This window comes from Sphaerisporangium album (assembly GCF_003323745.1).
Taxonomy (GTDB): domain Bacteria; phylum Actinomycetota; class Actinomycetes; order Streptosporangiales; family Streptosporangiaceae; genus Sphaerisporangium; species Sphaerisporangium album.
In genome coordinates this window covers 83875-100485 of sequence record NZ_QOIL01000005.1, presented here as the reverse complement: position 1 = coordinate 100485, position 16611 = coordinate 83875, and the positions used below count along the sequence as shown (strand labels likewise).

At 69.9% G+C, this 16611-nt stretch carries 14 protein-coding genes and 1 pseudogene; 8 read left to right on the top strand and 7 right to left on the bottom strand.

What is annotated here, in order from left to right; genetic code table 11:
• The first annotated feature begins 13 nt into the window (after positions 1–13).
• The 3 genes from DQ384_RS10490 to DQ384_RS10480 all read left to right on the top strand — a co-directional run bounded on the left by DQ384_RS10490 (position 14) and on the right by DQ384_RS10480 (position 4576).
• Complete coding sequence (locus tag DQ384_RS10490) at positions 14–1162, top strand: DegT/DnrJ/EryC1/StrS family aminotransferase (RefSeq protein ID WP_114028544.1); 1149 nt, start codon at positions 14–16, stop codon at positions 1160–1162.
• A 584-nt stretch (positions 1163–1746) separates the two neighbouring features.
• Positions 1747–2982, top strand: a complete 1236-nt coding sequence (locus DQ384_RS10485) for an acyl-CoA dehydrogenase family protein (RefSeq protein ID WP_114028543.1) — start codon at positions 1747–1749, stop codon at positions 2980–2982.
• 13 nt (positions 2983–2995) lie between these two features.
• Entirely contained in the window at positions 2996–4576 is a 1581-nt protein-coding gene (locus DQ384_RS10480) for a 4-hydroxyphenylacetate 3-hydroxylase family protein (RefSeq protein ID WP_181871136.1), read from the top strand.
• 197 nt (positions 4577–4773) lie between these two features.
• Here DQ384_RS10480 and cmdF read toward each other — a convergent pair whose 3' ends face one another.
• On the bottom strand, positions 4774–6453 hold the full coding sequence (gene cmdF / locus DQ384_RS10475) for a tyrosine 2,3-aminomutase (RefSeq protein ID WP_220182884.1): 1680 nt from the start codon (positions 6451–6453) through the stop codon (positions 4774–4776).
• Complete coding sequence (locus tag DQ384_RS10470; protein ID WP_114028541.1) at positions 6446–9673, bottom strand: non-ribosomal peptide synthetase; 3228 nt, start codon at positions 9671–9673, stop codon at positions 6446–6448. Before DQ384_RS10470 ends, cmdF begins: the two co-directional genes overlap by 8 nt.
• Before the next feature lie 73 nt (positions 9674–9746).
• Here DQ384_RS10470 and DQ384_RS10465 point away from each other — a divergent pair, with 73 nt between their 5' ends.
• Both DQ384_RS10465 and DQ384_RS44130 read left to right on the top strand, forming a co-directional pair.
• Positions 9747–10184 (top strand): SDR family oxidoreductase, encoded by a 438-nt coding sequence (locus tag DQ384_RS10465; protein ID WP_245966363.1) that lies wholly within the window; start codon positions 9747–9749, stop codon positions 10182–10184.
• A 46-nt stretch (positions 10185–10230) separates the two neighbouring features.
• Positions 10231–10386 (top strand): annotated as a pseudogene (locus DQ384_RS44130) (isochorismatase); the annotation flags it as partial.
• On the opposite strand, the gene DQ384_RS42810 reads toward DQ384_RS44130, so the two are convergent.
• Positions 10387–10563: a hypothetical protein gene (locus DQ384_RS42810; RefSeq protein WP_245966362.1), complete on the bottom strand. Its 177-nt coding sequence runs from the start codon at positions 10561–10563 to the stop codon at positions 10387–10389. It lies immediately after the preceding pseudogene.
• 381 nt (positions 10564–10944) lie between these two features.
• On the opposite strand from DQ384_RS42810, the gene DQ384_RS10455 reads away from it, so the two are divergent.
• The gene (locus DQ384_RS10455) at positions 10945–11496 is read left to right on the top strand and encodes a hypothetical protein (RefSeq protein WP_114028538.1); all 552 of its coding nucleotides are present in this window, start codon (positions 10945–10947) and stop codon (positions 11494–11496) included.
• A 2-nt stretch (positions 11497–11498) separates the two neighbouring features.
• Positions 11499–11945, top strand: a complete 447-nt coding sequence (locus tag DQ384_RS10450; RefSeq protein WP_114028537.1) for a hypothetical protein — start codon at positions 11499–11501, stop codon at positions 11943–11945.
• A gap of 8 nt (positions 11946–11953) precedes the next feature.
• On the opposite strand, the gene DQ384_RS10445 is transcribed toward DQ384_RS10450, so the two are convergent.
• From DQ384_RS10445 to DQ384_RS10430, 4 genes are all read right to left on the bottom strand, one after another.
• Positions 11954–12679, bottom strand: a complete 726-nt coding sequence (locus DQ384_RS10445) for an alpha/beta fold hydrolase (protein WP_114028536.1) — start codon at positions 12677–12679, stop codon at positions 11954–11956.
• A 72-nt stretch (positions 12680–12751) separates the two neighbouring features.
• Positions 12752–13528, bottom strand: coding sequence for a 4'-phosphopantetheinyl transferase family protein (locus DQ384_RS10440; RefSeq protein ID WP_114028535.1), 777 nt, complete (start codon positions 13526–13528; stop codon positions 12752–12754).
• Positions 13525–13821, bottom strand: coding sequence for a hypothetical protein (locus DQ384_RS10435; protein WP_114028534.1), 297 nt, complete (start codon positions 13819–13821; stop codon positions 13525–13527). The genes DQ384_RS10440 and DQ384_RS10435 overlap by 4 nt, the downstream gene beginning before the upstream one ends.
• Before the next feature lie 569 nt (positions 13822–14390).
• Positions 14391–15932, bottom strand: coding sequence for an acyl-CoA carboxylase subunit beta (locus DQ384_RS10430; RefSeq protein ID WP_181871164.1), 1542 nt, complete (start codon positions 15930–15932; stop codon positions 14391–14393).
• Positions 15933–16237: 305 nt separating this feature from the next.
• Between DQ384_RS10430 and DQ384_RS10425 the strand changes: the two genes are divergently transcribed.
• A complete protein-coding gene (locus DQ384_RS10425) occupies positions 16238–16531 on the top strand; it encodes a hypothetical protein (protein ID WP_114028532.1) in 294 nt (97 codons plus the stop codon).
• The last annotated feature ends 80 nt before the right edge of the window (positions 16532–16611 follow it).

Here is a 16611-nt window from a genome sequence, read left to right as displayed (position 1 = left end):
GAGCGCACCACCGATGATCCCGCTGCTCAAGGCCGCGATCGGGCCGGACACCCTGGAACGGATCGCCGACGTGCTGCGCACCGGCATGATCGGGCACGGGCCGGTGGTCGAGGAGTTCGAGGCGGCGCTGGGCGCGCGCCTCGGGAACCCGTACGTGGCCACGGTCAACAACGGCACCTCGGGCCTGCATCTCGCGCTGCGGCTGGCGGGCACGTCCGGCACCGGCGACGGACGGGAGGCCGGACTGGACGCCGCCCGGGACGAGGTGCTGAGCACGCCGCTGACCTTCGAGGCCACCAACTGGGCCGTGCTGGCCAACGGGCTGCGCCTGCGCTGGGTCGACGTGGACCCGGCCACGCTCAACCTCGACCTCGACGATCTCGCGAAGAAGATCTCACCGGCCACCCGCGCCATCGTCATCGTCCACTGGGCCGGGTATCCGGTGGACCTGGACCGGCTGCGGGAGATCCTCGACGCGGCCGAGGCCGCGCACGGCTACCGGCCGGTGGTCGTCGAGGACTGCGCGCACGCCTGGGGGAGCACCCTTCGCGGCCGTCCGGTGGGCGGTGACGGCGAGAACATCTGCGTGTTCAGCTTCCACGCGACCAAGCACCTCGGCACCGGCTGCGGGGGCATGCTCACCCTGCCCGACGAGCGGTCGTACGAGCGCGCCCGCAGGCTCCGCTTCTTCGGCATCGACCGGCGGGCCGACCGGGTCAACGGCAACTACGACGTGCCCGAGTGGGGCTACAACTTCTACATGGACCAGATCAGCGCCTCCATCGGGCTGGCGAACCTGGAGACGGTCGACGAGCGGGTGGAACAGCACCGCCGAAACGCCGCGTTCTACGACGCGGAGCTGGCCGGCGTACCGGGACTGGAACTGACCGCGCGGGAGCCGGACCGGGAGTCGTCCTGCTGGCTGTACCCGGTCAAGGCCGAGGACCGGCCCTCGTTCATGCGGAAGATGAACGACGCGGGGATCATGGTGAGCATGCTGGTCCGGCGCAACGACACGCACGGCGCCGTGCGGGACGTCGCGGATCCGGCGCTGCCCGGCCTGGACGCCGTGCACGACCGCATAGTCCACATCCCCGTCGGCTGGTGGCTTTCCGAGGCCGATCGCGCGCATATAGCGGACACGATCAAATCAGGCTGGTAATTCCCTTCTCTTTGCGTGCGCACTCCGCGAGTGTTGCCAAAAAGCATTCATCGGGCCTTTAATTCGACGTACATTTGGCTGGGAGCGGCGAGCGCGCGACCATTTTCCCGCGCGATTCTCGGGCCGCCCGAGCATGTCATGGCTGGAAATCTGATTGGTGTGATCACCCTTCGTGCCGTGCCGGTGGAGACGGCGAGCAGGCCTTTGCCCCGGGTTGGGGGTGTCAGGCGCCCGGTGACGGAGCCTTCACGTGTCCCGGTCTTGCGGCCGAGCCCGTCGTAGTCGTGAAAGTCGTCTTACCTCGTGCATCGGTGCCAGAGGCGAGCCGATCGAGGTCAGCGTAAGCGAGGATGGTGTCACCCTTGTCAGGGTGGCAGCCCTCGGTTTTCCTGACACCCCGACTCTGCGCGGCAATGGCGCGGACCAGGCTTTTGACAGGCAGTGGACTGCAGGCCGTTTTCCGCTTCCTGCCGGCGCGAACCCCTCGGGAAATACAGCACACCTAAAGATGCGCCGGAAATTCGTGGATGTGACGCTGACGACATGCCCAATTGGTCCACGAAACCGTGAGGACTCGCATAGCGATGGGTGTCGACACCACCATTTTCGAGCGCCGTCTCGCCGACCCGCCGGAGCCTGGCCTCACCCCCGAAGACGTGGTCGCCAGGGCCGAGGCGATGATCCCCGAACTGGTCGAGCGCCAGGGCGAGACCGAGCAGCGCACGTACTACGGCGAGGACGTCCACGAACGCTTCTCCGAGGCCGGCTTCTACCGGATCCTGGTGCCCCGCCGATACGGCGGCTACGAGTTCGGGATCGACACTTTCGTCCGCGTGGCGATCAACCTCACCAGGGGCTGCCCGTCGGCGGGGTGGATGTTCTGCCTGGGAGCCGCGCACGCGCTGGCCGCCGCCACGATCTTCGATGAGCTCACGCAGGAGGAGATCTTCGCCTCCGGCGAGTTCATCTGCCCCGCGACCGTCGTGCCCGGCGGGACGGCCGAGCGCACGGCCGACGGGGACTGGCTGATCAACGGCACCTGGGGCTACTGCTCCGGCTCGCCGTACGCCTCGCACTTCATGGGACACGCGATGGTCTCCCCCGAGGACGGGGGGCCGCCCGAGCCCATGCTGTTCATCGCCCCGCGCAGCCAGTGGACCCGCCTGGACGACTGGGGGCAGGCTCTGGGGCTGAAGGGCAGCGGGTCGCACAGCATCCGCATCGTGAACGGCCGCGTCCCCGACCGCTACACCATCAAGGGCCACATGAGCCAGATCGACGTCACCGGGGGGACCCCGGGGCGCTCGCTCCACGGCCCCGAGTACGGGGGCGGGCAGCTCAGCTTCATGGTCATGGAGGACGCGCTGCTCGCCGTCGGCATGGCCAAGGGCGCGCTCGACGCGTACGAGGACCTCATGCGCACGCGGACGACGCCTTTCCCGCCCATCGTGACACGTAGCGAGGACCCGGATTTCCAGCTCACGTACGGCAAGGCCGCCGGCCTGATCGCCACGGCGGAGGCGGCGACCATGGACGTGGTCCGGCAGTGGCGCGAGGCGAGCGCCCGCGGCGCGTCAGCCGTCACCAAGGAGCACGAGCTCGGCCTGGCCGGGATCTGCAGCGAGGCGGTCGCGCTGTGCTGGCGGGCGGTCGAGTCGTACCTGTTCCCCACTGCGGGTTCGAGCGCCGTGCGCGGCGGCGAGCGCATCGAGCGGGTGTGGCGGGACATGTCGATGTTCGTCACGCACGCCGGGGTGTCCACCTACCTCGCGAAGATCGCCAAGCGCGATCTGGCCAAGGCCCGGTTCGGGCTCGAATAGCGGAAGGAATCCGATGACCGACCTTCAGGACGCACCGCCCGTCGAGCACGCCCGGCCGAAGACCCGCCCGATGACCGGCGCGGAGTACATCGAGAGCCTGCGCGACGACCGGGCCATCTACCTGTACGGCGACCGCGTCAAGGACGTGACCGCGCACCCGGCGTTCCACAACCCGATCAGGATGACCGCCAGGCTCTACGACTCGCTGCACGACCCGGACCAGCGGGACGCGATCGTCGTGCCCACCGACACCGGCAGCGACGGCTACACACACAGCTTCTTCACCACGCCCCGCAGCGCCGAGGACCTGGTGGCCAACCAGCGGGCCATCGCCGCATGGGCGCGGATGAGCTACGGCTGGATGGGCCGCAGCCCCGACTACAAGGCGGCCTTCCTCGGCACGCTCGGCGCCAACGCCGAGTTCTACGAGCCGTTCGCCGACAACGCGCGGCGCTGGTACCGGGAGTCGCAGGAGAAGGTCCTGTTCTGGAACCACGCGATCGTGCACCCGCCCGTGGACCGCAACCTGCCGCCGGACGAGGTCGCCGACGTCTTCGTGCACGTGGAGAAGGAGACCGACGCGGGCCTGGTGGTGAGCGGCGCGAAGGTGGTGGCGACGGGCTCGGCGCTGACCCACTACAACTTCATCGCCCACTACGGCCTGCCGATCAAGGACAGGAAGTTCGCCCTGGTGGCGACCGTGCCGATGCACGCCCCCGGGCTGAAGCTGATCTGCCGCCCGTCCTACACGGCCGCGGCGACCGTCATGGGCAGCCCGTTCGACTACCCGCTGTCCTCCCGGCTGGACGAGAACGACACCATCCTCGTCCTGGACAAGGTGCTCATCCCCTGGGAGAACGTCTTCATCTACGGCCACCTCGGCAAGGTCCAGCTCTTCACCGGCCGCTCCGGCTTCCCCGAGCGCTTCACCTTCCACGGGTGCACACGCCTGGCCGTGAAGCTGGAGTTCATCGCCGGCCTGCTGGCCAAGGCGGTGGAGATCACCGGCACCAAGGACTTCCGCGGCGTGCAGAGCCGCATCGGCGAGGTGCTGGCCTGGCGGAACCTGTTCTGGGGGCTGTCGGACGCGGCCGCGCGCAACCCTGTGCCCTGGACGAACGGCGCGGTGCTGCCCAACCCCGAATACGGCCTGGCCTACCGCTGGTTCATGCAGATCGGCTACCCGCGGGTCAAGGAGATCATCGAGCAGGACATCGCCAGCGGCCTGATCTACATCAACTCCAGCGCCGAGGACTTCAAGAACCCCGAGGTGCGGCCGTACCTGGACAAGTACCTGCGGGGCTCCGGCGGCATCGACTCGGTCGAGCGGATCAAGGTGATGAAGCTGCTGTGGGACGCCGTGGGCACCGAGTTCGGCGGGCGGCACGAGCTGTACGAGCGCAACTACGCGGGCAACCACGAGAACACGCGCGTGGAGCTGCTGTTCGCGCAGATGGCGAGCGGCCAGGTGGACGGGTACAAGGCGTTCGTCGACAAGTGCCTGAGCGAGTACGACCTCGACGGCTGGACGGTCCCCGACCTGTCCTCGTTCGAGCATCTGCGGCAGGCCAGGGCAGGGCTGCAGGACTTCTGACCCGCCGCCGCGGGAAGGCGCTGGGAGGCTCGCCCTCCCAGCGCCTTCTCTGTTGTCGCAGCGGGCCACCCCGGCCTTGCCGCCGCAGGAATGCACCCCGGCCTTGCCGCCGCAGGAAGGCGCGTGCCCTGGCCTTACCTTCATACGAGAGCGCCCCCGGGTCGTGTTCCCGGGGGCGCTCTCGTATGGCCGGAGAATCAGCGGAGGGTGACGTCAGCCTGCTCGACGGCGGCCAGGAACTCCCCGCGGGAGATCGCGGCGGCCACCAGCTCGATGTCGTCGGACATGTAACGGTCCTCGTCCACGACCGGCACGAGGGAGCGCACCCTCTCGTACGTGGCCAGCCCGGCCGGGCTGAGCTGGTCCTTGCGGCCCGACAGGTCCACGGCCTGGGCCGCGGCGAGGAACTCCACCGCGAGGATCTTGGTGTTGTTCTGCAGCACCCTGCGCGCGTTGCGGGCGGCGATCAGGCCCATGCTGACGACGTCCTGGTTGTCGCCGTTGGACGGGACGCTCTGCGTGCTGGCGGGCCCGATCGTCCTGTTCTCCGCGACCAGGGCGGTGGCGGGGTATTGCGCTCCGGCGAACCCGCTGTTCAGCCCGGGATCGCCGGCGACGAGAAACTCGGGCAGGCCGTTGCTGAGATGGCGGTTCAGCAGCCGGTTGGTCCGCCGCTCGGAGAAGACGCCGAGCTGGGTGAGCGCGATGGTGAGGTAGTCCATGACGAAGGCGACCGGCTGGCCGTGGAAGTTCGCGCCGTGGAAGACCTCCTTGCCCTCGAAGACGAGGGGATTGTCGTTGGAGGAGTTGAGCTCGATGTGCAGCGTGGTCGCGGCGTGGTAGACGGTGTCCCTGACGGCGCCGACGACCTGCGGGATGGCGCGCAGCGTGTACGCCTTCTGCAGGTAGACCTCGGTCCGGTGGACACCGTGCTGCGCGGATTCGTCCTCGTCCTTGCGCCGGCGGCGCGGCGGCTCTTTGTCCTTCAGTGCCGACTGGCGCAACGGGTCGGCGCTGAGCTCCTGGCGCAGCTCGCTGTGTTCAACGGCCAGGCCACTGCCGTTCAGCAGGGCCCGCATGTTGGCGGCGACGTCGATCTGCCCCTGGTGCGGGCGGGCGATGTCGTGCCCGTCGGCCACGAACGGGCTGGTCGAGCCCTGCAGCACCTCGCAGATCAGCGCGGTCACGATCTCGGCCTGCCGCACCTGGTCCAGGGCCCGCGTGACGAGCAGGCAGCCGAGGCCGGTCATCGCCGAGGTGCCGTTGATCAGCGCGAGCCCCTCTTTGAACCGCAGTTGCAGCGGCTCGATGCCGAACTCGCGCAGCACCCGCCCGGTCTCCACCCGCTTGCCGTCCCGCAACACGTACCCTTCGCCGATCAGCGTCGACGCGACGTGCGCCAGCGGCGCCAGGTCGCCGCTGGCACCCAGCGACCCGATCTCGGGGATGGCGGGCGTGATGCCCAGGTTGAGGTAGAGCGCCAGGCGTTCGAGCAGTTCCGGCCGCACCGCCGAGTAGCCCTTGGACAGGGCGTTGAGCCGGGCGGCGAGGACCGCCCGCGCCTCGTCCTCGGCGAAGATCGGGCCGACGCCGGCGCTGTGGCTGCGGACCAGGTTGGTCTGGAGCTGCACCTCGTTGGAGGTGTCGACGAGCATGTAGATCATCTCGCCGTAGCCCGTGGTCACGCCGTAGACGGGGATGCCGCGCGCGATGATGTCCTCGAACTGCCGCCTGTTCGCCGCCACCTTGGCCAGGGCGGAGGGGGCGACGCCGCAAGTGACCTCGTTCTCGGCGATCAGCCGTACTGTCGGGACATCCAGGCTCTCCCCATCGAAGTCGACTGACGTTGAGGTCTCAACCAGTGTCACATCACTCACCCGCTGTAGATTGGTTGACTGCATCGGTGGAAAGCGCGTGCGCGTTGACCTGGGCGGCCAGGCCGCCAGGAGTCGGGTTGGCGAAGAACTCCCAGAGCGGCACTTCGACGCCGAACCTCTCGCGGACGCGGTCGAGCAGACGGGGCACCATCAGCGAGTGCCCGCCGGCTTCGAAGAAGGGGGCGCCGTCGCTGTCCGGCTCGGTCCCCAGAACGTCTGACCAGATGGCGGCCACTTCCAGCTCCATCGGGGTGCGGACGGCGCCGCGCGGCCCGTCGGTCACGAGCGCCGACAGCCCGCGCCGGTCGATCTTGCCGCCCACGTTCCGCGGCAAGGAGCTCACCGTCCTGACCGACAGCGGCAGGGCGCTCTTCCCGAACCGGGCGCGCAGTGCGGCCCGCAGGTCGGCGACCCGCACCTCCGCCTCGCCCGCCTGCGTGCGCCGCGGCACGACGTAGGCCACCAGGCGGGCGACCCAGCCGTCGGGGCCGTTCACCGGGACGAGCGCGCACTCGGCGACCGTCTCGTGCCGGCTCAGCGCGGCCTCGACCTCGGCCAGCTCGACGCGGGTGCCGTGGAACTTGATCTGGGAGTCGCCGCGGCCGCGGAACTCCAGCTGGCCGTCCCACCGCATGCGGCCCAGGTCGCCCGTGCGGTAGAAGCGGCCGTCGCCGGTCCCGCACGCCTGGAGGTGGTGCACCGGTTCGAAGACCCGCGTGTCCTCGCCGTCGCCGGTGTATCCCAGCGCGACGTACGGGCTCCTGACCACGATGTGCCCGGTCACGCCCGGTGGGCAGGGCCGGTCCCAGTCGTCCAGCACCACGACCTGCCGGCCGGGGATGGACCGGCCGATGGGGGTCATGCCGTGCACCGGGCCGGAGACCTCGTGCCAGGTCGCCAGGATCGTCTCCGTGGCGCCGTACAGGTTCGCCAGCCGCACGGCGGGCAGGTACGCGCGCAGGTCGTTGACCAGCTCGCCGGACAGCGGCTCCCCCGCGAGCAGCAGGCAGTTGAGCGCGAGCCGCTCCGTGGCGCCCTCGGCCCTGACCGCGTCGAGGAGCTTGCGCGCGAAGCTCGGGACGGTCTGGAGCAGGGTGATCCGTTCGTCCGCGAGCCAGCGGACCATCTTCTCGGGGTTGGCCCTGATCCGCTCGGGCACCGGGCACAGCGTCGCGCCGCCGACCAGCGCGGCGAACGTCTCGCACAACGCGGCGTCGTAGCCGGGCGCGGCCCACTGGGCCACTCTGGCGCCCGGCCGCATCCGGAACTCGGCGGCCAGCCAGGTGGCGAACTGCGCCAGGCTGCCGTGCGACTGGACGATTCCCTTGGGCTTGCCGGTCGAGCCCGAGGTGTAGGCGATGTAGGCGGGCGCGGTGGTCGTCGGGAAGACGGGGGCGACCGCCTGGCCCGGCGGGTCCAGGGCGGCGACGTCGATGACCGTGCCGGCCAGCTCCTCCTCGTACCACCTGACCAGGCCGTCCCCGTCCGCGGGGCCTTCCACCAGCAGGCAGGCGGGCCGCAGCTCGGCCAGCACGGCCTTGCCGCGCTCGCCCACGTCGCCGATGCCGAGGCAGGTCAGCCGCGCCCCGGCGCCGAGCACGCCCAGCGTGGCGGTGACCTGGGCCGGTCCCGACGGCATCCGGACGACCACGGAGGCGCCCTCGACCCGGCCGATCGCGCGCAGGGCGGCGGTGACCGCGGCGGCGCGCCCGTCCAGCTCGCGGTAGGTCAGGCTGCCGCCCTGCCAGTCCAGCGCCACCGCGCCCGGCGCCCGCCCGGCCCAGGCGCGCACCAACTCGGGCGCGGAGGGCAGGAGGGGGTCCAGCACCGCCGTCTGGTCCGCCTCGCGCACCCTCCTGCGCGTGCGCGCGTGGTCCTCCAGCGGGATCTGGTCGGCGGGCAGGTCCGGTGCGCGCAGGGCGATGGCCAGGAACGTGCGGAGCTGGTCGAGGAGGAGCTCGGCCGACTCCTCCTCGTACAGGCTGTGGCGGTAGGTGAGCGAACCGGCCAGCGTGGACCCGACGTGCTCCACCGCGAGGGAGAGGTCGGTCCTGGCCGCGACGGAGCGCGGCCGCTCGGGCCGGACCTCGGCCGCGCCCAGCAGGGGCACGGGCTCGGCCTCGTCGCGGTAGTCGAACATCACGTCGCACAGCGGGATCTGGCGCGGATCCCGGTCCAGCCGCAGCGCCTGCACCAGGCGATCGAAGGGCAGGCCGCGGTGCCGGTACGCCTCGTTCGCCACCCGCGCCACCCGGCGGACGGCCTGTCTGAAGGTGATCCCGCCGGAGAGGTCGGCGCAGAGCACCAGGTGGTTGCGGTACGGGCCGACGAGAGCGCCGCCCCGGACACTGGGCCGCGCGTTCACCGAAGTACCGACCGCGACCCGGTCCTCCCCGCTGTGCCTGCGCAGCAGGCAGAGGAACGCGGCCAGCATGACCACCGAGCGGGTGACCCGCTCCTCGCGTGCCAGCCCGGCGAGCGCGTGTGCCAGCGCGGACGCCCACTCGAACCGGACGACCCCACCGTGGAACGACGGCCCTTGGGGCCGGGGCCGGTCGGCGGGTGGCGCCGGTGACGCGGGCGGCGGGCTCAGCGTCCTGGTCCAATAGTCGAGCAGGCGGTGGAACTCGGGGGTGTGCGCCTGGTCGCGCTGCCAGCGGGCGTAGGAGGTGTAGTGGAGCCCGTTCGGCGCCGGCGCCTCCTCGGCCTCCTGGGCGTTGTAGGAGTCGGAGAGCTCGTCCAGCAAGGTCGCGACGGTCCACTCGTCTGCAACGGCCTCGTGCAGCCGCAGCACGAGAAGGTGGTCGCCGGCGCCCAGCCGCGCCACGGTGAGGCGGGCGAGCGGCCCCTCTTCCAGGTCGAGCGGGGTACGCGCGAGGTCGGCGCAGAGCTGCTCGGCCGATGAGCCGGTGGCGCGGGCCTCCGTGAAGGCGTTCGGATGGCAGTCGGCGGCGATCTCCTGCACGGGCAGCCCGCCAACCTCCACGAGGGTGGTCCGCAGGATCTCGTGGCGGAGCACGACACTCCGCCACGCGGCCCGCAGCGCGGCCACGTCGAGCTCGCCGGTCGTTCGGTAGGCGCGAAACATTGTGTACGCGGGTGAATCCGGGACCAGTTTCTGCAGAAACCACGCCTGGTCCTGCAGCCACGAGGTCGCCGCTCTCTTAACACCGGACTTCCTCACCACGACATCGTCAGGTCGGGCCGCCGCGCGCGGCATCTCTTGACGTGCTGCGTTGCCTTGAGCTGGCAGGAAGCAGCGGGCCGGGGACAACTTGCCGCCACATCCCGCCTTGTTCCGGGCAATCGGCGACCGCACTCCTGGCAATAAGAAGAAATCACTGGAATCGGCAATCCGGCGCACCGGGCACAAGGCTGGGCGCGCGGAAAAGGGCGCGCCCAAGGCCGCGGCGACGGTGTTCACCAAGACGCTGGGGCTCGAGGTGGCCGCGTACGGGATCCGCTGCAACGTGCTGACCCCGGGCTCGACCGACACCCCGATGCTCTCGGCGCTGTGGAGCGACCACGAGCGGGCGCTCCAGGCGTCGATCGAGGGCAGCCCCGGCGTGTATCGCACCGGCATCCCGCTCGGTAAGGTCGCCAGGCCCGCCGATATCGCGGAGGCCGTCGCGTTCCTGCTTTCCAGCAAGGCGAATCACATCACGCTACAGCACCTCACGGTGGACGGCGGCGCCACATTAGGCATCCGAACTTTCGTTTTCACACATTGAGATTGAGGCAAGAACAACACGGATTCCCCCTATAACGCCATATCCGATGCCGGACTCCGGCGAACCCCCCGAGAACACGGCGCAATGGATCCTCGACTCGGACCGGGCCGTGCTCCTGCTGCACGATATGCAGAATTTCTTCCTGAATGCCTTTCCCAGAGGCGAGGCCCCGGTGACGGATCTCATCAGGAACGCGGAGGAGTTACGCGAGCGATGTGCGGCCACGGGCATCCCCGTCGCGTACACCAAGCAGCCCGGCGGGGACGAAGTGCCCCGAGTCGGGCCCGACCACGGTCCGCACGTCGTCGGCGACCTGGTTGAACGAGGCCGCGACGCCGGGGCCGAAGGAGTACTGGCCGCCCATCGCCGCCACCGGCATGGCCGGCCTCCTGCCGGCGTTGGCCTTGTTGTTCTCGGCGTCGGCGCCCGCTCACCTCGGCGGGGAAGTCCCGCGCGTACGGGTAAGCGATGAGAACGCCCAGGTCGTGCCCGATGACCCCCACCTTGGTGTGGGCGTGGTCACCGGCGGACCCGGTCCCTGGGTGGGCCCTCCGCGCTCCCGCAAGCGCGGAGGCCCCGGCGACCAGTGGGTCAGCGTGCTTTCACGGCCCCATACTCGACCGTGTGCGGCGGCTGCCCGCATCTCCTGGATTGCGCTCGTGGAGAAGTCCGCAATCCAGGAGGTGCACCGCGCCGGTCTCCCGATCGAAGCTCGGTACCGCGAACCGAGCCGAACGCTTGGAGAATCGAGGTCCCGCTCATGGTCACGCAAGCCGCATCCGCCGGGCCGCTGCATCAGCTGAACACCCGGTATCACAAGGCGGCTCTGACCGCCTATCTCGTCGTGGTCCTGGCCCACTGGGCAGAGCACGTGGCACAGGCCGTCCAGATCTACGTGCTGGGCTGGCCGCTGAAGGAGGCGCGCGGCGTGCTCGGCGTGCCCTTCCCCTGGCTGGTCACCTCCGAATGGATGCACTACGGCTACGCGCTGCTCATGCTGGCCGGGCTGCTCATGCTGCGGAGCGGCTTCACCGGCCGGTCCCGCGTGTGGTGGAACATCTCGCTGGGGATCCAGGTCTGGCACCACCTGGAGCATCTGCTTCTGCTCCTGCAGGCGATCACCGGGAACAACCTGCTCGGCCGCCCGGTGCCGACCAGCCTCGTCCAGCTCCTCGTGCCGCGCGTCGAGTTGCACCTGTTCTACAACGCGATCGTCTTCGCCCCCATGGTGGTCGCGATGCTCCTGCACCGCAACCCACGGCCCCGCGAGCGCGCCGCCATGCGGTGCGCCTGTGCCGCGGCCCCCGCTTAGTGATGGCCCGGCGTTCTCCCGCCTTCACCGCCGTACTGACCCTCATCGCGGCGTTCCTGCTCTATCTGGCCGTGCCGAACATCGGCACGGCCGTTCGCGCGGCACGGGCCGACGGCGCGCCTGGAGTGTTCATCGCGCGGGAGCTGACGTGCTTGCAACATCCCGGTCACGAGTCGTGCGTCTGGGTCGGCGAGTTCCGGTCCGACGACGGCTCCATCGGCAGGTCCGGCGTCGAGATGTACGGCAGCGACCGGCACTCGTACCGGGCCGGGGAGGGTACGCGGGCGGTGGACATCGGCCTCGCCGGCCGGGTCTACGGGCCCGGCGGGTCGAACGAGTGGGTGTTCACGGCTCTCATGCTCGCGATCGGGCTGGGGATCCTCCTCTGGCAGTACGGCGGTGCGCTGCGCCGCACTACCGGCCGGCGGGAGCTCGTCCCAAGGTCCTGATCCCCGGTTCAGGAGTCCTGGCCTGCGATACGGGCCAGGAGGGCGGCGAGCGGGCCCGGGGCGGAGACCATCGGCCAGTGCCCCGTCTCCAGCGTGTGGAAGTCCCAGGTCGGCACGGCCCGCATGGCGGACACGTCGGCCGCCAGCCGCCCGGCGAAGTGGTCCAGGGTGCAGACGACGTAGCTGGCCCGCTGCCGCTCGAGCGGCCGGGTCAGCGTGGCCGGCTCGGCGATGGTGCGCCCAGGGTGCCCTACGAGGCGCTGGGCGAGCCACCGCGCCTGCGTGCGGGTCAGCCCCTGTCCCTCGCCCACGACCGTCACGTCGGGGGCGGGCCAGCGGCCCTTGTTGTCGGCGATGAGCCGCAACTCCTGGGTCCGCTGGCGCTCGGGGAACGCGTGCAACATCGACCTGCCGTGGTGCGGCAGGAACCCCTCGACGAACACCGTGTGCGCGACCCGGTCGCGCGCCCGGTCGGCCACCTGCCCTGCCACGAGACCGGAGTAGCTGTGCCCGACGAGCACGACGTCGCGCAGGTCGTCCGCTTCCAGCAGCGCCAGCACGTCGTTGACATGCGTCTCCAGGCCGACGTCCGACACGTCGTCCTCGCCGGCGGCCAGGCCCCGCAGGGTGACCGCGCGGGCGTCGTGCCCGTGCGCTCGCAGCCACCGCGCGACCGGCTCCCAGACCCAGGCCCCCATCCAGGGGCCCGGGATCAGGACGAGCCCTCTCTTCACCGACGGTCACCTCCCTTCCCTCTCATCTCATCGAGGCTTTTCCACGGTGTCCACAGGTTCAGGTCCACATGTTCAGACGGCTTGCGGCACGCACGAGCGCGCGGGCTGCGGCAAGAAGGGGGTCGGCTGCCAGTCGGTCACCTGGGATTCCACGACATTGACGCGCTGGGCGCCGGCGATCAGCGCCACCACGGCCACGTACCCCTCGCCGGGGTCCAGGTCGACGAAACGGAGGTTACCCGGCGGGATCTCCAGCGGCCAGCTGAGCAGCCTGGGAGCCTCCTCCGGGCGGCTGACCTCCAGCTTGTCCGGCGAGACGCGCAAGCCGTGCCCGGTGGCCTTGAGCGCCGCCTCCTTGCGCGTCCAAAACTTGGCGAACGCCTCATGTCTCTCCATCGGCGGCAGCGCGTCCATGGCCCGCAACTCACCCGGTGTCAGGGCACACCTGGCCAGATCATCCACGGGCGTCGAGGGAACGGCCTCGACGTCCACGCCCAGCGCTCCCACGCTCGTCATGGCGACCGCGACCCGGTCCCCCGAGTGGGAGACCGAGACGTGCAGCCGGCGGCCGGACGTCCTGATGTACGGCTTGCCGTGATGCCGGTTGCAGTCCGAGCAGCTCCGATCGACCACCACGTCCTCCGGCCGCACCCCTAGCTGGGTGGCGGCTGCAGTGCGCAGCAGCCAGGCTCCGGTGAGGAAGCGGCGGCGGTCGGGGTCGCGCCGGAACCTGGCGGCCCGCTCGAGCTCCGGGTCGCTGAGCACCGCGGACAGCGTCTCCACGGTCCGGTCTCCAGGTGTGGCCCACCAGACACGGCATTCTCCGGGGGCCAGCAGGGAAGGGATCATTGATTTCCTCCTTCAGCGGCGTCCTCTTCGTGATTTTTCGCGAGCAGCGTGCGGCAGGTGACCAGCTCCCAGTTGTCGACCTCGGGGTTGGTGAGGATCTCCGTGACCACGGCGCGTACCTGTGCGGTCGTCGTGGACTCGTCCGTGCGCACCCGGATGACGATGTCTCCGGTGGCCTGGGTGAGGTCCTTGTGCCAGCGGCTCGGCAGTAGGGCCATGATGCGGATCCCGTCGACCGGCGAGCCGGGCATGGGGAGGCCGTGGGCCTTGCGCATCGTCAGCTGGATCAGCATGATTCGGGGGTCTCCGTCCTCGCGGGCTCCCCCGCGCTCCCCTTGGCGAACGTGCCGATAAGCGCGGGTTCCGCGTCGTCGGCCATGCTGTTGGTGTTCCACCTCCTAGCAATGGTCTCCGTTTGTCGCACTTCCCACTGTGCGATCCGCGCGGCAGGCGAACCATAGCTCGGCGAGTCAGGAAGCTGCACGTGGACAGCCGCATGCTGTCAACGCCGCCCCGACGGCCGCATGCTGTCAACGCCACCCGGATCGAGTAGGAGGGTGAGGTCACCTCACCCTCCTCTCACACGCCCGCCGCGTCTACGCACCGATCACGGGCTTAGCCTTCCATGGCGGTCTCACCCAGACCGACCCGCCTTCTACGCGGTTCGTGTTCCTCGGTGCAGAGTTTCGCCTCGGGCTTCCTCCAGACCCCACCTCACGGTGACGCCCTTGCCTCCGGCTCGGAGTCAGCACCACCTCTTCCTCCAGGGGACTTCCACCCCCAAGCGATCCCCATGCCGGGCGCACTGCGAAAGCCCCGCGGGCGCGGCCCGCAGGGCTCTCCGAGTGGCGTCGCCGGTGTTCTACAAGGGCACGTTCCCGTGCTTGCGCGGGGTCGCGTACTTGCGCTTGTCGCGCAGCATGGCCAGCCCGCGGGCGACGGCCGAGCGCGTCTCCACGGGGTCGATCACGTCGTCGACCAGCCCGCGCTCGGCCGCGTACGTGGGGTTGACCAGTTCGCTGGTGTAATGGGCCACGAGGTCCGCGCGGAGCACGTCGGGATCGCTCGCGGCGGCCAGCTCTCTGCGGTAGATGACGTTCACCGCGCCCTCCGCGCCCATCACGGCGATCTCGTTGGTGGGCCACGCCAATGACAGGTCCGCGCCGATGGAGCGGGAGTCCATCACGATGTACGCCCCCCCGTACGCCTTCCTGACGATGACCTGGATGCGCGGGACCGTCGCCTCGCAGTAGGCGTACAGCAGCTTGGCCCCGTGCCTGATGGCCCCGGCGTGCTCCTGGTCGGTGCCGGGCAGGAAGCCGGGCACGTCCACGAGCGTCAGCAACAGGATGCCGAAGGCATCGCACATCCTGACGAAGCGTGCGGCCTTTTGCGAGGCGGCCACGTCCAGCACGCCCGCGAGCACCATGGGCTGGTTGCCGACGACGCCGACGACCTCGCCGTCGATTCTGGCCAACGCGCAGATCACGTTCGGCGCCCAGGCGCTGTGCACCTCCAGGTAGTCGCCGTCGTCCACGAGCTCGGCCAGCACCTGGCGCATGTCGTAGGGCTTGTTCGGCTCGACGGGGACGATCTCCGCCAGCCTGGGCCGCAGGTCGTTGACGGCGCCGCGCGACGGCAGGGCCGGCGGGCGGCTCATGTTGTTGCTCGGCAGCATCGAGACGAGGTAGCGGACGTCGGCCAGGCAGCTCTCCTCGTCGTCGTGCACGAACGAGGCCAGCCCGGAACGGGCGCCGTGCACCTGAGCGCCGCCGAGCTGGGCATGGGAGACCTGCTCGCCGGTGACCGCCTCCACCACGTCCGGCCCCGTCAGGTAGAGCTGCGCGGTGTCCCGCACCATGAACGTGAAGTCGGTCAGGGCCGCCGAATAGGCCGCCCCTCCGGCGCACGGGCCGAGCACGACGCTGATCTGGGGGATCACTCCGGATGCCTCGACGTGGCGCTGGAAGATGCCCCCGTACCCGTTGAGCGACATCACCCCTTCCTGGATCCTGGCGCCGCCGCTGTCGTTCAGCCCGATGAACGGGGAACCGGTGGACAGCGCCAGATCCATCACCTTCTGGATCTTCAACGCGTGCGCCTCGCCGAGCGAGCCGCCGAAGACGGTGAAGTCCTGCGCGTAGACGAACACCCGGCGGCCGTCGATCGTGCCCGATCCGGCGATCACCCCGTCCGTGTAGGGACGCTGCCGTTCCATGCCGAGCCCCTGCGCCCGGTGCCGGCGGAGCATGTCGAGCTCGAGGAAAGACCCCTCGTCGAGCAGCAGCTCCAGCCGCTCGCGCGCGGTGCGCTTGCCGAGCGAGCGCTGCCGGGCCACGGCCTGCGGGCGTCCCTGCGCGACCGCCTCGCGCAGGCGCTCGCGCTCCTCACGCAGTCGGGTCATGGACGGGGGCGGCGACTGGACCGCCTCATCACGGGCTTCCACGGCCGGCATCGCGGCGATGTCGAGTTCCGAGATGCTCATGATTTCCCTCCCTCGGATCCCTCTTCAGTGCCTCCAGTCAATGGTCATTGGCCGTTTCCTGTCACCTCCTGCTGTGCGGGGGGGACACGGGGGCCGTGGCAGGAAGAGGAAACCGATGTGCAGCTTGCTGCCTGCGAAAAGCCTGGTTCGAGCCCTTGCCGCCTAGCAAAGTTGGAGGTGCGAAGGGAACGCAAAAACTCGCTCCTGAAGAAAGAGGCAGTGCGATGGCGAACAAGACGATTACCCCGACGATTTTCAACAACGTTGCCGAGTGGTCCGTCGCAATTGTCGCCGTCGCCGCAGTGCTCACCTCGGGCGCCGCCGCCGTCCAGGCAGTGGGCAACTTGACCGGGAACGGGGCGGTGGCCGACGGCAACACCTGGCCTGCCCCTGTGGCCTATGGCAACACCTGGCCCGCGCCGGTCGCTGACGGCAACACCTGGCCCGCGGTGGCCGACGGCAACACCTGGCCGGTTGTGAACCCCAGCAACACCTGGGCGAAGCCCGCGAGCGCCTGACGCCGCTTGCCTCCCCGATTTGCGGAAATTGAACACAGAAAAGGAGGTGACCGCGACCGGCATCTCAATCAATCGAACAC

Excerpts from the sequence above, each read along its gene's own strand:
- DQ384_RS10490 (WP_114028544.1), top strand. The coding sequence starts at position 14 with ATGATCCCGCTGCTCAAGGCCGCGATCGGGCCGGACACCCTGGAACGG.
- DQ384_RS10485 (WP_114028543.1), top strand. The coding sequence starts at position 1,747 with ATGGGTGTCGACACCACCATTTTCGAGCGCCGTCTCGCCGACCCGCCG.
- DQ384_RS10480 (WP_181871136.1), top strand. The coding sequence starts at position 2,996 with ATGACCGACCTTCAGGACGCACCGCCCGTCGAGCACGCCCGGCCGAAG.
- DQ384_RS10470 (WP_114028541.1), bottom strand. The coding sequence starts at position 9,673 with ATGCCGCGCGCGGCGGCCCGACCTGACGATGTCGTGGTGAGGAAGTCC.
- DQ384_RS42810 (WP_245966362.1), bottom strand. The coding sequence starts at position 10,563 with ATGCCGGTGGCGGCGATGGGCGGCCAGTACTCCTTCGGCCCCGGCGTC.
- DQ384_RS10455 (WP_114028538.1), top strand. The coding sequence starts at position 10,945 with ATGGTCACGCAAGCCGCATCCGCCGGGCCGCTGCATCAGCTGAACACC.
- DQ384_RS10450 (WP_114028537.1), top strand. The coding sequence starts at position 11,499 with ATGGCCCGGCGTTCTCCCGCCTTCACCGCCGTACTGACCCTCATCGCG.
- DQ384_RS10440 (WP_114028535.1), bottom strand. The coding sequence starts at position 13,528 with ATGATCCCTTCCCTGCTGGCCCCCGGAGAATGCCGTGTCTGGTGGGCC.
- DQ384_RS10435 (WP_114028534.1), bottom strand. The coding sequence starts at position 13,821 with ATGCTGATCCAGCTGACGATGCGCAAGGCCCACGGCCTCCCCATGCCC.
- DQ384_RS10430 (WP_181871164.1), bottom strand. The coding sequence starts at position 15,932 with ATGACCCGACTGCGTGAGGAGCGCGAGCGCCTGCGCGAGGCGGTCGCG.
- DQ384_RS10425 (WP_114028532.1), top strand. The coding sequence starts at position 16,238 with ATGGCGAACAAGACGATTACCCCGACGATTTTCAACAACGTTGCCGAG.